The organism is Pseudomonas sp. HMSC066A08 (genome assembly GCF_001813025.1).
GTDB lineage: Bacteria > Pseudomonadota > Gammaproteobacteria > Pseudomonadales > Pseudomonadaceae > Pseudomonas > Pseudomonas aeruginosa.
The window spans coordinates 14,303-29,510 of sequence record NZ_KV811332.1 but is presented as its reverse complement, the minus strand read 5'-3'; the positions used below and the strand labels follow the sequence as shown (position 1 = coordinate 29,510).

5 protein-coding genes are annotated in these 15,208 nt (G+C 69.1%); 4 read left to right on the top strand and 1 reads right to left on the bottom strand.

Features of this window, described 5'->3' with window-relative positions; all coding sequences use genetic code 11:
- Positions 1–88 precede the first annotated feature (88 nt).
- Positions 89–1,003 carry a polyphosphate kinase 2 gene (gene ppk2 / locus HMPREF2886_RS22785; RefSeq protein WP_003089666.1) on the top strand — a complete coding sequence of 305 codons (915 nt, stop codon included), beginning with the start codon at positions 89–91 and terminating at the stop codon, positions 1,001–1,003.
- Between the two features lie 86 nt (positions 1,004–1,089).
- Positions 1,090–1,557, top strand: coding sequence for a hypothetical protein (locus HMPREF2886_RS22780; RefSeq protein ID WP_033978285.1), 468 nt, complete (start codon positions 1,090–1,092; stop codon positions 1,555–1,557).
- A 16-nt stretch (positions 1,558–1,573) separates the two neighbouring features.
- Here HMPREF2886_RS22780 and pvdS read toward each other — a convergent pair whose 3' ends face one another.
- Positions 1,574–2,137, bottom strand: a complete 564-nt coding sequence (gene pvdS / locus HMPREF2886_RS22775; protein ID WP_003113068.1) for a pyoverdine signaling pathway sigma factor PvdS — start codon at positions 2,135–2,137, stop codon at positions 1,574–1,576.
- A gap of 643 nt (positions 2,138–2,780) precedes the next feature.
- On the opposite strand from pvdS, the gene pvdG reads away from it, so the two are divergent.
- A complete protein-coding gene (pvdG, locus tag HMPREF2886_RS22770) occupies positions 2,781–3,545 on the top strand; it encodes a pyoverdine biosynthesis thioesterase PvdG (protein ID WP_042170648.1) in 765 nt (254 codons plus the stop codon).
- Positions 3,546–3,617: 72 nt separating this feature from the next.
- The coding region (gene pvdL, locus HMPREF2886_RS22765; RefSeq protein ID WP_256562566.1) for a pyoverdine non-ribosomal peptide synthetase/polyketide synthase PvdL at positions 3,618–15,208 on the top strand (11,591 nt) is incomplete at its 3' end.

Sequence of the window (15,208 nt, the reverse complement as noted above, 5' to 3'; positions counted from 1 at the left end):
TCGCTACGTTTTCATCGAACCGTCACCAAATCGTCATGAAGACACGCCTAGCATTCGCGGTATTTCGGCATGACGTGGAGAGCAGCGCATGGACTCCTATGGCGATACCTCGGGCCGCATCGGTCGCGACTGGCTCGATCGACACGACGAAGAGCTGGAGCAGGAACTGCTCGACGACGAGCTGAACCTGGACGAGCTGTTCGGTCCCGAGCAGGAGGATGCGCCCGGCGAGTTGAGTCGGCGCCGCTATTTCCGCGAGCTGTTCCGCCTGCAACGGGAACTGGTGAAACTGCAGAACTGGGTGGTGCACACCGGGCACAAGGTGGTGATTCTCTTCGAGGGGCGCGACGCGGCGGGCAAGGGCGGCGTGATCAAGCGCATCACCCAGCGCCTCAACCCGCGGGTCTGCCGGGTCGCCGCGCTGCCCGCGCCGAACGACCGCGAGCAGACCCAGTGGTATTTCCAGCGCTACGTCTCGCACCTGCCGGCCGGCGGCGAGATCGTGCTGTTCGACCGCAGCTGGTACAACCGCGCCGGGGTCGAGCGGGTCATGGGTTTCTGCAACGACGAACAATACGAGGAATTCTTCCGCAGCGTGCCGGAGTTCGAAAAGATGCTGGCGCGCTCGGGCATCCAGTTGCTCAAGTACTGGTTCTCCATCTCCGACGCCGAGCAGCACCTGCGTTTCCTCAGCCGTATCCACGATCCGCTCAAGCAGTGGAAGCTCAGTCCGATGGACCTGGAGTCGCGGCGGCGCTGGGAGGCCTACACCAAGGCCAAGGAAACCATGCTCGAACGCACCCACATTCCCGAGGCGCCCTGGTGGGTGGTACAGGCCGACGACAAGAAGCGCGCGCGGCTGAACTGCATCCACCACCTGTTGCAGCAGATGCCCTACCGGGAAGTTCCGCAGCCGCCGGTACACCTGCCGGAGCGCCTGCGCCACGCCGATTACGTCAGGCATCCGACGCCCGGCGAGATCATCGTGCCGGAAGTCTATTGATGGCCGTTCGGCCGGACGCCGGGCTGGACGGGTAAATTCGCGGCGGGATGCGACGTTACTCAGGCAAGCCCCACGAGTAGCCGGCCATGCTTCCGTCCCCAGCCTCCAGCCTGTCGTTTCCGTCGCCCCTCGAGCGCCGCGAGGCCGATCCATATGCCCGCTGCGACAGGCAGCGGCCTGCGTGCAACGAGTCGCACGAGCCGGCGCAGGAGCGTCCTGAACCTGTCGCGACCTGCGCATTCATCGAAGAGGAGCGCCGGCGTGGCGATCCCACGGGCTTGCTTTACGCCCTTGGGCCGCGGGAGCGGGGAGAGCCGGAGCGGGTGGCGGAGTGGTTGGCGGCGCTGGTCCACCATTTCTACCTGGACGGTCCCGTTGAGCCGCCGAGGCCAACGGTGGGAAAGGCGCGCTGCGAAACCGCGCCGGGCCTTTGCCGCTGCTGCGGCCAACCCTTCGATTTTCGCCACAAGCGCGCGGCGCTGTTGCTGCTGGGAACCCATTTCGCCGCCAGGGCCGAGGCGCAGGCGGCGTCGGTGCGCCGCTACCGGCGTTGAGGAATGCTCGCCGCCGTCAGCGGCGGGCGCTGAGATGGGTGACGTTGTCGCCCTGGCGCTCGGCGGTGACCTTGCGGCAGTGCACCAGGGCGTCGCGGATCATGAAGTTGACCAGGGTCGGCGAGACGCCCAGTTCCTTGGCGATGTCCTTCTGCGGCACGCCGTGCAGGCGGTACATCTCGAAGGCGTAGCGGGTGCGCTTGGGCAGCTCGGTGAGGGCATCCGCGATGTGTTCGAGGGTCGCGTAGTTGATGTGCGAGGTTTCCGGCGAGGCGCCCTGGATCACCACGTTCAGGCCTTCCTCCTCCGGCCCCGAGTATTTCTGTTCGAGCGCCTGCTTGCGGTAGTGGTCGATGGCCAGGTTGCGGACGATCTGGAACAGGTAGCTGAGCTGTGCCTTGAACGACGAAGTGATCTGCGGCGCCGACTGGAGCCTGAAGAACGCATCCTGGACCACATCTTCGGCTCGCGAGCGGCAACCGGTAATGCGGGCGGCGATCTTCACCAGGATCGTGCGGTTATCGACGAAAGCCTGGAGGAGCGGGGTATCGCATCTGCGGGTAGACAGTTGTTCCGACATGGAAATCACCTTGCTGCGGAGGGGGCTGCAGAGCACTGGCGGTGGGGGAAGACCCACACATGGCGCAACAAATTATGTTGAATGATAATGATTGTCAATTACGAAGAAATAACCAATCTCACCTTTATTCGTGAATGATCCGCATGCTGGCAAATAGCCGCTGCGAATGATGGAGGGGAGAAATTCTTCGGCGTTTCAGAAGGATGGCCGCGCCAATGTTGCAGTCATGCGTCGCAGACGAAATTTTTTTAATAATCTTTAGGAATCAGCTGGTTAGAAATCGGTATTGACCGCCTCGCCGCTCCTGCCGGCGTTCCGCGCAAGAACTGCGCGAAGGCGCTGCGACAACCGTCCCCGGCCGCTCCATGGCGTACATCGCTATCGCCGATGCGGCGATAGCGCCGGGCACAACCCATCAGAATGGATAGGGGTTGGCGTCCTTTCGCGCAATGCTCCGCGGTTGCCCGGAGATTGCGGTTACATGCGCTAATTATTTGCCGTTGTTATCCGTTCCCCTCTGTGACAGCGCGGGCAGGTGCCCGGCGCCCCGGCGTGCGCAGCAGGAGACGGAAATGCCGATCGATCATGGGAAAGCGCTCTGCCCCGGACGAGGGCCACGACAGCGGCGCAAGGAGGTCGGCAGGTGAGCCCGGCCGTTTCCCTGCAATTGTTCTGCCTGCCTTACTCGGGGGCCAGCGCCACGCTGTTCCGCCGCTGGCAGCCCAGCCTGCCGGGCTGGATCCGCTTGCTGCCCCTGGAATTGCCGGGGCGCGGCCTTCGCTTCGGCGAGGCCCTGCATACCGATGCCGCCAGCCTGGTCGCGCAATTGGCCAGCGAGCTGCAAGGCACCCTCGACAGCGCTTCTCCCTACGCCTTCTTCGGCCACAGCCTGGGTGGGCTGCTGGCCTTCGAACTGGCCCATGCCATGCGCCGGCGCGGCCTCGACGGGCCGCTGGCGCTATTCCTCTCCGGCGTATCCCCGCCCGCCGAAAACGATGTCAGCGGCTACCGGCGCGCCAAGGCCGACGCCGAACTGGTTGCCGCGTTGCGCGACTACCGGGGTACTCCGGAGGCCGTCCTCAACGATCCGTCGCTGATGCAGATGCTGTTGCCAGTGGTGCGAGCGGACTTTCTCGTCACCGGCAGCTACCGCTACCAGGCGCATGGGCCGCTGGACGCGGCGCTGCACCTGTTCGGCGGACGCGAGGACAGCCTGCGCAGCGCCGAGTTGCTCGGCTGGCTGCATGAGGCCGGGGGCGACTTCACCCTCGACCTGCTCGACGGGCAGCACTTTTTCATCCGCGAACAGCAGGGGCAGTTGCTGCGCCTGCTGCGTCGCTACGCCGGCCAGCACCTGCTGCGCTGGCACAAGGACAAGGTCCGGGGAAGCATGCGCGCCGCCAGTTGAGGAGCGGCCGCGACGACTGTTTCCGGGACTCACTAGAACTCGATTGCAAGCCGAATTCAGGCAGGAAAACACATGATGGACGCCTTCGAACTCCCCACCACCCTGGTCCAGGCCCTGCGTCGCCGCGCCGTCCAGGAGCCCGAGCGCCTGGCGCTGCGCTTCCTCGCCGAGGACGATGGCGAAGGCGTGGTCCTCAGCTATCGCGATCTCGACCTGCGCGCGCGGAGCATCGCCGCGGCCCTGCAGGCCCATGCGCAGCTGGGCGATCGCGCGGTGCTGCTGTTTCCCAGCGGCCCCGACTACGTCGCGGCGTTCTTCGGTTGCCTGTATGCCGGGGTCATCGCGGTGCCGGCCTATCCGCCGGAATCGGCGCGCCGCCATCACCAGGAACGCCTGTTGTCGATCATCGCCGACGCCGAGCCGCGCCTGGTCCTGACCACCGCTGACTTGCGCGAGCCATTGCTGCAGATGAACGCGCAACTGTCCGCCGCCAACGCCCCGCAACTGCTCTGCGTCGACCAGTTGGACCCGGCCGTTGCCGAGGCCTGGGACGAGCCGCAAGTGCGTCCCGAGCACATCGCCTTCCTCCAGTACACCTCCGGTTCAACCGCATTGCCCAAGGGCGTGCAGGTCAGCCATGGCAACCTGGTCGCCAACGAGGTGCTGATCCGCCGAGGCTTCGGCATCGGTGCCGACGACGTGATCGTCAGCTGGCTGCCGCTGTACCACGACATGGGTCTTATCGGCGGCCTGCTGCAACCGATCTTCAGCGGCGTACCCTGCGTGCTGATGTCGCCGCGCTACTTCCTCGAACGTCCGGTGCGCTGGCTGGAAGCCATCAGCCAGTACGGCGGCACCGTCAGCGGCGGTCCCGATTTCGCCTACCGGCTGTGCAGCGAGCGGGTCGCCGGGTCGGCCCTGCAGCGTCTCGACCTGAGCGGCTGGCGGGTAGCCTTCTCCGGTTCCGAGCCGATCCGCCAGGACAGCCTGGAACGCTTCGCCGAGAAATTCGCCGCCAGCCGCTTCGACGCGTCCAGTTTCTTCGCCTGCTACGGCCTCGCCGAGGCGACCCTGTTCGTCACCGGCGGCCAGCGCGGTCAGGGCATTCCCGCCCTGGCGGTGGATGGCGAGGCGCTGGCGCGCAACCGCATCGCCGAAGGCGAAGGCAGCGTGCTGATGTGCTGCGGCCGCAGCCAGCCGGAACACGCCGTGCTGATCGTCGACGCGGCGAGCGGCGAGGTCCTCGGCGACGACAGCGTCGGCGAGATCTGGGCCGCCGGACCGAGCATCGCCCACGGCTACTGGCGCAACCCGGAAGCCTCGGCGAAGACCTTCGTCGAGCGTGACGGGCGCACCTGGCTGCGCACCGGCGACCTCGGTTTCCTCCGCGACGGCGAACTGTTCGTCACCGGGCGCCTGAAGGACATGCTCATCGTCCGCGGCCACAACCTCTATCCGCAGGACATCGAACGCACCGTCGAGAGCGAGGTGCCGTCGGCGCGCAAGGGCAGGGTCGCGGCCTTCGCGGTCACGGTCGATGGCGAGGAAGGCATCGGCATTGCCGCCGAGATCGGTCGCGGCGTCCAGAAATCGGTGCCGGCCCAGGAGCTGATCGACTCGATCCGCCAGGCGGTGGCCGAGGCCTACCAGGAAGCGCCGAAGGTGGTGGCGTTGCTCAATCCCGGCGCCTTGCCGAAGACATCCAGCGGCAAGCTGCAACGTTCCGCCTGCCGCCTGCGCCTGGAGGACGGCAGCCTGGACAGCTATGCGCTGTTTCCCGGCCGCGAGGCCGTGCAGGAAGCGCAGCCGCCGGCAGGCGACGACGAACTGCTGGCACGCATCGGCGAGATCTGGAAGTCCCGGTTGGGCGTGGCGCAGGTAGCGCCGCGCGATCACTTCTTCCTGCTCGGCGGCAATTCCATCGACGCCGCCCAGGTGGTCGCCCAGGTGCGCGACAGTTTCGGCGTCGCCCTCGACCTGCGCCAACTGTTCGAGGCGCCGACCCTGCAGGCCTTCAGTGCCACGGTGGCCCGCCAACTGGCCGCCGGCCTGCCGGCCGAGGCACCGATGGCGCACCTGCCGCGCGGTGTCGACCTGCCGCAGTCGGCGGCGCAGCAGCGTCTCTGGCTGACCTGGCAGATCGATCCGCAGAGCGCCGCCTACAACATCCCCGGCGGCTTGCGCCTGCGCGGCGAGTTGGACGAAGCGGCGCTGCGCGCCAGCTTCCAGCGCCTGGTCGAACGCCACGAAGCGCTGCGCACGCGTTTCCTCGAGCGCGACGGCGCGGCCTTGCAGCGTATCGACGAGCGGGGCGAGTTCGCCTGGCAGTTCGTCGACCTCGCCGCACTGGCCGAGCACGAACGCGCCGCGGCTGCCGCGCAGCGCCGCGAAGCCGAGGCGCAGCAGCCGTTCGACCTGGAAAAGGGGCCGCTGCTGCGGGTCAGCCTGGTGCGCCTGGACGAACAGGAGCACCAGCTCTGGGTCACCTTGCATCACATCGTCGCCGATGGTTGGTCGCTGAACCTGCTGCTCGACGAATTCTCGCGGCTCTACGCCGAAGCCTGCGGCGGCCAGCCGGCCGACCTGGCGCCGCTGGAACTGCACTACGCCGAATTCGCCGCCTGGCAACGGCAGTGGTTGGACGCGGGCGAGGGCGCCCGCCAACTGGCCTACTGGCGGGAACGCCTGGGCGACGCGGCGCCGGTGCTGGAACTGGCCACCGACCATCCGCGCACGGCGCGCCAGGCGTCGCCGGCCGCGCGCTACAGCCTGCGGGTCGACGAAGCCCTGGCGCGGGCTATCCGCGAGGCCGCGCTGGACCATGAGGCGAGTGTCTTCATGTGGCTGCTGGCGGCGTTCCAGGCGCTGCTGCATCGCCACAGCGGGCAGGGCGAGATCCGCATCGGCGTGCCCAGCGCCAACCGCCAGCGCCTGGAGACCCAGGGGCTGGTCGGCTTCTTCATCAACACCCTGGTCCTGCACGGCACGCCCCGGGCGCGCCAGCCGTTCGCCGCGTTGCTCGGCGAGGCTCGCGAGGCGACCCTCGGCGCCCAGGCCAACCAGGACCTGCCGTTCGACCAGGTGCTCGCGGCCTGCGGCCAGGGCGGCCAGTTGTTCCAGGTGCTGTTCAACCACCAGCAGCGCGACCTGTCGGCGTTGCGCCGGCTGCCCGGCCTGCTCGCCGACGAGTTGCCCTGGCACAGCCGCGAAGCCAAGTTCGACCTGCAACTGCAGAGCGAGGAGGACGCTCGCGGTCGCCTGACCCTGAATTTCGACTACGCCGCGGACCTGTTCGACGAGGCCAGCATCCGGCGTTTCGCCGCGCAATACCTGGAGCTGCTGCGCCAGGTCGCGGAAGACCCGCAGCGCTGCCTCGGCGATATCGTCCTGGTCGACGCCGAGCAGGCGGCGCGCCTCGCCGAATGGGGCAGCGCGCCCTGCGATCCGGCGCGCGCCTGGCTGCCGGAGTTGCTGGAGCGGCAACTGGCGCAGTCCGCCGAACGCATTGCGCTGGAGTGGGACGGCGGCAGCCTCGGCTACGCCGAGCTGCACGCCCGGGCCAACCGCCTGGCCCACTACCTGCGCGACAAGGGCGTCGGCCCGGACGTGCGGGTGGCGATCTGCGCCGAGCGTTCGCCGCAACTGCTGGTCGGTCTGCTGGCGATCGTCAAGGCGGGCGGCGCCTACGTGCCGCTGGACCCGGACTACCCCAGCGAACGCCTGGCCTACATGCTCGCCGACAGCGGCGTCGAGCTGCTACTGACCCAGGCCCATCTGTTCGAGCGCCTGCCTGGCGCGGAGGGCGTCACGCCGATCTGCCTGGACAGCCTCAAGCTCGACAACTGGCCGAGCCAGGCACCGGGCCTGCACCTGCACGGCGACAATCTCGCCTACGTCATCTACACCTCCGGCTCCACCGGCCAGCCGAAGGGCGTGGGCAACACCCACGCGGCGCTGGCCGAGCGCCTGCAATGGATGCAGGCGACCTACGCCCTCGACGGCAACGACGTGCTGATGCAGAAGGCGCCGGTGAGCTTCGACGTCTCGGTGTGGGAGTGCTTCTGGCCACTGGTCACCGGTTGCCGGCTGGTGCTCGCCGCCCCCGGCGAGCACCGCGATCCGGCGCGCCTGGTGGAACTGGTGCGGCAGTTCGGGGTGACCACGCTGCACTTCGTGCCGCCGCTGCTGCAACTGTTCATCGACGAACCCGGCGTCGCCGCCTGCGGCAGCCTGCGCCGCCTGTTCTCCGGCGGCGAGGCGCTTCCGGCGGAGCTGCGCAACCGCGTGTTGCAACGCCTGCCGGCGGTGGCCCTGCATAATCGCTACGGGCCGACCGAGACCGCCATCAACGTCACCCACTGGCAGTGCCGTGCGGAAGACGGCGAGCGTTCGCCGATCGGCCGGCCGCTGGGCAACGTGGTCTGCCGCGTGCTGGACGCCGAGTTCAACCTGCTGCCGGCCGGCGTCGCCGGCGAGCTGTGCATCGGCGGCCTGGGCCTGGCCCGTGGCTACCTGGGGCGCCCGGCGCTGAGCGCCGAGCGCTTCGTCGCCGATCCGTTCTCGGCCGATGGCGCGCGCCTGTACCGCACCGGCGACCGCGCGCGCTGGAACGCCGACGGCGTGCTGGAATACCTCGGCCGCCTCGACCAGCAGGTCAAGCTGCGTGGCTTCCGCATCGAGCCGGAGGAGATCCAGGCACGCCTGCTGGCGCAGCCGGGGGTGGCCCAGGCGGTGGTGGTGATCCGCGAAGGCGTGGCCGGCAGCCAGTTGGTCGGCTACTACACCGGCGCTGCCGGCGCCGAGGCGGAAGCCGAACAGAACCAGCGCCTGCGCGCCGCGCTACAGGCCGAACTGCCGGAATACATGGTCCCGGCGCAGTTGATGCGCCTGGCGCAGATGCCCCTCGGCCCGAGCGGCAAGCTGGATACGCGGGCGCTGCCGGAGCCGGTCTGGCAGCAGCGCGAGCACGTCGAGCCGCGGACCGAGCTGCAACGGCGTATCGCCGCGATCTGGAGCGAAGTGCTCGGCCTGCCGCGGGTCGGCCTGCGCGACGATTTCTTCGAACTCGGCGGGCATTCCCTGCTGGCCACCCGCATCGTCTCGCGCACCCGCCAGGCCTGCGACGTCGAACTGCCGTTGCGCGCGCTGTTCGAGGCCAGCGAACTGGAGGGCTTCTGCGAACAGGTCCGCGCAGCCCAGGCTGCCGGACGTACCGACAGCCACGGCGCGATCCGCCGCATCGACCGCGAGCAGCCGGTGCCGCTGTCCTACTCGCAGCAGCGCATGTGGTTCCTCTGGCAACTGGAGCCGGACAGCCCGGCCTACAACGTCGGCGGCCTGGCGCGCCTGAGCGGGCCGCTGGACGTGGCGCGCTTCGAGGCCGCGCTACAGGCCCTGGTGCAGCGCCACGAGACCCTGCGCACCACGTTCCCCAGCGTCGACGGCGTGCCGGTACAGCGCGTGCACGGCGATGGCGGCCTGCACATGGACTGGCAGGACTTCTCCGTGCTCGACCGCGACAGCCGCCAGCAGCACCTCCAGACCCTCGCCGACAGCGAGGCGCACCGGCCCTTCGACCTTGAGAGCGGGCCGTTGCTGCGGGTCTGCATGGTGAAGATGGCCGAGCGCGAGCACTACCTGGTGGTGACCCTGCACCACATCGTCACCGAAGGTTGGGCGATGGACATCTTCGCCCGCGAACTGGGCGCGCTCTACGAGGCCTTCCTCGACGACCGCGAATCGCCGCTGGAGCCGTTGCCGGTCCAGTACCTGGACTACAGCGTGTGGCAGCGCGAGTGGCTGGAGAGCGGCGAGCGCCAGCGCCAGCTCGACTACTGGAAGGCCCAGTTGGGCAACGAGCATCCGCTGCTCGAACTGCCGGGCGACCGGCCACGCCCGCCGGTGCAGAGCCACCAGGGCGACCTCTACCGCTTCGACCTGAGCCCCGAGCTGGCCGAGCGCGTGCGCCGCTTCAACGCCGCCCGCGGACTGACCATGTTCATGACCATGACCGCCACCCTTGCGGCCTTGCTCTACCGCTACAGCGGTCAGCAGGACCTGCGCATCGGCGCGCCGGTGGCGAACCGCATCCGCCCGGAGAGCGAAGGGCTGATCGGCGCCTTCCTCAATACCCAGGTGCTGCGCTGCCGGCTCGACGGACAGATGAGCGTCGGCGAGCTGCTTGAGCAGGTGCGGCAGACCGTGATCGATGGCCAGTCGCACCAGGACCTGCCGTTCGACCACCTGGTGGAGGCCCTGCAACCACCGCGCAGCGCCGCCTACAACCCGCTGTTCCAGGTGATGTGCAACGTCCAGCGCTGGGAGTTCCAGCAGACCCGGCAACTGGCCGGGATGACCATCGAGTACATCGCCAACGATGCGCGGGCGACCAAGTTCGACCTCAACCTGGAGGTCACCGACCTCGACCAGCGCCTCGGCTGCTGCCTGACCTACAGCCGCGACCTGTTCGACGAACCGCGCATCGCACGGATGGCCGGACACTGGCAGAACCTGCTGGAGGCGCTGCTGGGCGACCCGCAGCGGCGTATTGCCGAATTGCCGCTGTTCGCCACCGAGGAGCGGAAGCAACTGCTGCTCGCCGGCACGGCTGGCGAGGCAGGGCTCCAGGGCACCCTCCATGGCCTGTTCGCCGCCCGCGTGGCGGCCAGCCCCCAGGCCCCGGCGCTGACCTTCGCCGGACAGACCCTGAGCTATGCCGAACTCGATGCCCGCTCCAACCGCCTGGCGCGCGTCCTGCGCAGTCACGGCGTCGGCCCGGAAGTGCGGGTCGGCCTGGCCCTGGAGCGTTCTCTGGAGATGGTCGTCGGCCTGCTGGCGATCCTCAAGGCCGGCGGCGCCTACGTGCCGCTGGACCCGGAGTATCCGCTGGAGCGCCTGCAATACATGATCGAGGACAGCGGCGTACGCCTGCTGCTCAGCCACGCGGCGCTGTTCGAGGCCCTCGGCGAGCTGCCGGCAGGCGTGGCGCGCTGGTGCCTCGAGGAGGACGGCCCGGCGCTGGACGCCGAGGACCCCGCGCCGCTGGCAGCGCTGAGCGGTCCGCAGCACCAGGCCTACCTGATCTATACCTCCGGTTCCACCGGCAAGCCGAAGGGCGTGGCGGTCTCCCACGGCGAGATCGCCATGCACTGCGCCGCGGTGATCGAGCGCTTCGGCATGCGCGCCGATGATTGCGAACTGCACTTCTATTCGATCAACTTCGACGCCGCCAGCGAGCGCCTGCTGGCCCCGTTGCTGTGCGGCGCCCGCGTGGTGCTGCGGGCCCAGGGCCAGTGGGGCGCGGAGGAAATCTGCGAGCTGATCCGCGCGGAGGGCGTGAGCATCCTCGGCTTCACCCCGAGCTACGGCAGCCAGCTCGCCCAGTGGCTGGAGAGCCAGGGCCGGCAGTTGCCGGTGCGCATCTGCATCACCGGCGGCGAAGCGCTGACCGGCGAGCACCTGCAGCGGATTCGCCAGGCCTTCGCCCCGGCGTCGTTCTTCAATGCCTACGGACCGACCGAGACGGTGGTCATGCCGCTGGCCTGCCTGGCTCCCGAACGACTGGAGGAGGGCGCCGCCAGCGTGCCGATCGGCAGCGTGGTCGGTGCGCGGGTCGCCTACATCCTGGATGCCGACCTGGCCCTGGTGCCGCAGGGCGCGACCGGCGAGCTCTACGTCGGCGGCGCCGGCCTGGCGCGCGGCTACCATGAACGTCCGGCGCTCAGCGCCGAGCGCTTCGTGCCCGATCCCTTCGCTGCCGAGGGCGGCCGGCTGTACCGCACCGGCGATCTGGTGCGCCTGTGCGACAACGGCCTGGTGGAATATGTCGGCCGCATCGACCACCAGGTGAAGATCCGTGGCTTCCGCATCGAGCTGGGCGAGATCGAGGCGCGCCTGCTGGAGCATCCGCAGGTTCGCGAAGCGCTGGTCCTGGCGCTCGACAGCCCGAGCGGCAAGCAGTTGGCCGGTTATGTCGCCAGCGCGGTGGCCGAGCAGGACGAGGACGCCCAGGCGGCGCTACGCGAGGCGCTGAAAACGCACCTCAAGCAGCAATTGCCGGACTACATGGTGCCGGCCCACCTGCTGCTGCTCGCCAGCCTGCCGCTGACCGCCAACGGTAAGCTCGACCGTCGCGCGCTGCCGGCGCCCGACCCGGCGCTCAACCGGCAGGCCTACGAGGCCCCGCGCAGCGTGCTGGAACAGCAGCTGGCCGGGGTCTGGCGCGAGGTGCTGAACGTCGAGCGGGTAGGCCTCGGCGACAACTTCTTCGAACTGGGCGGCGATTCGATCCTGTCGATCCAGGTGGTCAGCCGCGCCCGCCAGCTCGGCATCCACTTCAGCCCCCGCGACCTGTTCCAGCACCAGACCGTGCAGAGCCTCGCCGCGGTGGCCCGGCACAGCCAGGCCAGCCAGGCCGAGCAGGGGCCGGTGCAGGGCGACAGCGCGCTGACGCCGATCCAGCACTGGTTCTTCGACCTGCCGCTGGCGCGCCGCGAACACTGGAACCAGTCGCTGCTGTTGCAGCCGCGGCAGGCCATTGACCTCGGCCTGCTGCGCAAGTCCCTGCAACGCCTGGTCGAACAGCATGACGCCCTGCGCCTGGCGTTCCGCCAGGTCGACGGCGAGTGGCTGGCGCAGCATCGTCCGCTGCGCGAACAGGAACTGCTCTGGCACGTCCCGGTGCAATCCTTCGACGAATGCGCCGAGCTGTTCGCCAAGGCCCAGCGCAGCCTCGACCTCGAACAGGGGCCGCTGCTGCGCGCGGTGCTGGTGGACGGCCCGGCCGGCGAGCAACGCCTGCTGCTGGCGATCCACCACCTGGTGGTGGACGGAGTGTCCTGGCGGGTGCTGCTGGAGGACCTGCAACAGGTCTACCGTCAGCTTGCCGAGGGCGCCGAACCGGCGCTGCCGGCCAAGACCAGCGCCTTCCGCGACTGGGCCGGACGCCTGCAGGCCTACGCCGGCAGCGAATCGCTGCGCGAGGAACTGGGCTGGTGGCAAGCCCGGCTGGGTGGGCAGCCGGTCGAATGGCCGTGCGACCGCCCGCAGGGCGACAACCGCGAGGCGCTGGCGGAAAGTGTCAGCCTGCGGCTCGACCCGCAACGCACCCGGCAATTGCTGCAACAGGCGCCGGCGGCCTACCGTACCCAGGTCAACGACCTGCTGCTGACCGCCCTCGCTCGCGTGCTCTGCCGCTGGAGCGGGCAGCCATCGGCGCTGGTGCAGTTGGAAGGGCATGGCCGCGAGGCACTGTTCGACGATATCGACCTGACCCGCAGCGTCGGCTGGTTCACCAGCGCCTACCCGTTGCGCCTGACCCCGGCGCAGAGCCCGGGCGAGTCGATCAAGGCGATCAAGGAACAGCTCCGCGCGGTGCCGCACAAGGGCCTCGGCTACGGCGTGCTGCGCTACCTCGCCGATCCGGCGGTGCGCCAGGCGATGGCCGCGCTGCCGACGGCGCCGATCACCTTCAACTACCTCGGGCAGTTCGACCAGAGCTTCGCCGACGCCCTGTTCCAACCGCTGGACCAGCCCACCGGGCCGATCCACGACGAGCAGGCGCCGTTGCCCAACGAGCTGAGCGTCGATGGCCAGGTCTACGGCGGCGAGCTGGTGCTGCGCTGGACCTACAGCCGCGAGCGCTACGACGCGCGGACGGTGAACGAGCTGGCGCAGGCCTATCTCGCCGAACTGCAGGCGCTGATCGAGCATTGCCTGGAAGACGGCGCCGGCGGCCTGACCCCGTCCGACTTCCCGCTGGCGCAACTGAGCCAGGCGCAACTGGACGCCCTGGCGGTGCCGGCCGGCGAGATCGAGGACGTCTATCCGCTGACCCCGATGCAGGAAGGGCTGCTGTTGCACACCCTGCTGGAACCGGGCACCGGCATCTACTACATGCAGGACCGCTACCGGATCGACAGCCCGCTCGATCCCGAGCGCTTCGCCGCCGCCTGGCAGGCGGTGGTGGCCCGCCACGAGGCGCTGCGCGCGTCGTTCGTCTGGAATGCCGGCGAAACGATGCTGCAGGTGATCCACAAGCCCGGCCGTACCCGCATCGAGTTCCTCGACTGGAGCGAGCTGCCGGAGGACGGTCACGAGGAACGCCTGCAAGCGCTGCACAAGCGCGAGCGCGAGGCCGGCTTCGATCTGCTCGAACAGCCGCCGTTCCACCTGCGCCTGATCCGCCTGGGCGAGGCGCGCTACTGGTTCATGATGAGCAACCACCACATCCTCATCGATGCCTGGTGCCGTGGCCTGCTGATGAACGACTTCTTCGAGATCTACGGCGCCCTCGGCGAAGGCCGCCCGGCGAACCTGCCGACGCCGCCGCGCTACCGCGACTACATCGCCTGGCTGCAACGCCAGGACCTGGAGCAGTCGCGCCGCTGGTGGAGCGAGAGCCTGCGCGGCTTCGAGCGGCCGACCCTGGTGCCCAGCGACCGCCCGTTCCTCCGCGAGCACGCCGGCGAGAGCGGCGGGATGATCGTCGGCGACCGCTACACGCGCCTGGACGCCGCCGACGGCGCGCGCCTGCGCGAACTGGCGCAGCGCTACCAGCTCACCGTCAACACCTTTGCCCAGGCCGCCTGGGCGCTGACCCTGCGCCGCTTCAGCGGCGAGCGCGACGTGCTCTTCGGCGTCACCGTGGCCGGGCGTCCGGTGGGCATGCCGGAAATGCAGCGCACCGTCGGCCTGTTCATCAACAGCATCCCATTGCGCGTGCAGATGCCGGCCGCCGGCCAGCGCTGCACGGTGCGCGAATGGCTGAACCGGCTGTTCGAGCGCAACCTGGAGTTGCGCGAGCACGAGCACCTGCCCCTGGTGGCCATCCAGGAAAGCAGCGAGCTGCCCAAGGGCCAGCCGCTGTTCGACAGCCTGTTCGTGTTCGAGAACGCCCCGGTGGAAGTCTCGGTGCTGGACCGCGCGCAGAGCCTGAACGCCAGTTCCGACTCCGGGCGTACCCACACCAACTTCCCGTTGACCGTGGTCTGCTATCCGGGCGATGACCTCGGCCTGCACCTGTCCTACGACCAGCGCTACTTCGAGGCGCCGACCGTCGAGCGCCTGCTCGGCGAGTTCAAGCGCCTGCTGCTGGCCCTGGCCGACGGTTTCCATGGCGAACTGGAGGCCTTGCCGCTGCTCGGCGAGGACGAGCGCGACTTCCTCCTCGACGGCTGCAACCGCAGCGCCCGCGACTATCCGCTGGAGCAAGGCTACGTGCGGCTGTTCGAGGCGCAGGTGGCGGCCCATCCGCAGCGCATCGCCGCCAGTTGCCTGGAGCAGCGCTGGAGCTACGCCGAGCTGAACCGCCGGGCCAACCGCCTCGGCCACGTCCTGCGCGCCGCCGGCGTCGGCATCGACCAGCCGGTGGCACTGCTGGCCGAGCGCGGCCTCGACCTGCTCGGCATGATCGTCGGCAGCTTCAAGGCCGGTGCCGGCTACCTGCCGCTCGACCCCGGCCATCCGACCCAGCGCCTGACCCGGATCGTCGAGCTGAGCCGCACGCCGGTGCTGGTCTGCACCCAGGCCTGCCGCGAGCAGGCGCTGGCGCTGTTCGACGAACTCGGCTGCGTCGACCGGCCGCGCCTGCTGGTGTGGGACGAGATCCAGCAGGGCGAGGGCGCCGAGCACGATCCGCAGGTCTACAGCGGGCCGCAGAACCT